1 protein-coding gene is annotated in these 1,357 nt (G+C 30.0%); it reads left to right on the top strand.

Annotated elements, in window-relative coordinates; translation table 11 throughout:
* Nucleotides 1-19 precede the first annotated feature (19 nt).
* Nucleotides 20-1,219, top strand: a complete 1,200-nt coding sequence (locus HMPREF2663_RS07705; protein WP_070846139.1) for a hypothetical protein — start codon at nucleotides 20-22, stop codon at nucleotides 1,217-1,219.
* Nucleotides 1,220-1,357 lie beyond the last annotated feature (138 nt).

Below are 1,357 nucleotides of genomic sequence, written 5' to 3' on the forward strand. Positions count from 1 at the left end.
TTAGCTATATTTTTTTACTTTGCAACAGAACCGCAAAGGTTCAGCGTTTGAATTATTAGATAAGCTTTTAAACAATGGTTTTTATGGCAAAACTGGACAAGGTGTATTAGGTAAGAATGTTAAAAACTTTTTAACGGGTGATATGGAACGCGTTGGTTATTGTAAAGTCACTGACCCTTGTCTTGCCAGCATGGTTACTGCTATTGTACGCATGCTTTTAAGTATGATTATGCAAGCTATAACTAAAAACGGTTATGAAGTCTATTCAGCAACAACAGACGGTTTAATAACTAATATGCCTATGAATGAGCATTATAAAATTGATGAATATATCTATAAGCATGTACCTATCTTTCATGATGAGCTTAAACGTGTTTTAGATATCGATAGCTTAATCGAAGTAAAACACAAAAATGATTATTTTGTTAACGTCAGAACTCGTATGAACTTTGGTCACACTGATGATCCTAATTACGACGGTGTGTTTGCTAGAGGTGGGTATAAAGGTGGTTTTGATTTCTCTCAAATGTCTTTATATGACCAACAACAAAAAATGATGGATTTGTTTTATGATAGAGAAGGTGCTGTGTCTGATGTCAAAAACAATATTAATAATCTGTATGATTTAAAAGTAAGTAAGTGTGAAGATTTAGAAGACGTTAAATTAAATTCTCATGGTGATATTATTGATAATTATAAACGTTGTAGTTTTGAATTTGATTGGAAACGGAAAATGATTAAAATGTATGATAGAGGGGTTATTAAAGGTCTTTTTAACTACGGTTACTTTACAACTAAACCGTATAAAGATATTGAAGAATATGAATCATATAGACGTTTAGCTGAAATACATCGTACACACGATCATATGATTCAATCATCTAGAGATTTACGTTTGTTTTTATATCAAAAAGAACATTTAGATATGCCTTTGTATAAATCTTCTTATGATAAAGATAAAAGAGATCGGATCAAGATGCGTTCGTTTGTTGCTTGTATAAAACAAAATTTATTTGGTGTTAATGCTTTAGCATGGCTTAATCAAGAATTTAGTAACGATCAAGAGCTTAAAGATGCTTTAGAAGATGTTTTTAACTTTAATATCAATCTTGATAGCATCTTTAAAAAAGCTAAATCAGAAAAGAAAGTTGATTTGTTTTTTGCAAGATATATATTCTTGGAATTCAAATCAGAATATATAAAATTTAAGAAAAGCTAAAAATCAGTGCAGGCGTCAGTCCCGCACTTACGTTTTTAGCTTAAAAAAAAGCAAACCTATAAGGTTTGCTTTTTACTTTCTATTTTTTTTCTACATTATGTGAATCTGGTTCTGTTGCAAAGTTGAATTTATAGTATA

The sequence above is a fragment of the Staphylococcus sp. HMSC077D08 genome, assembly GCF_001837945.1.
Classification (GTDB): domain Bacteria; phylum Bacillota; class Bacilli; order Staphylococcales; family Staphylococcaceae; genus Staphylococcus; species Staphylococcus epidermidis.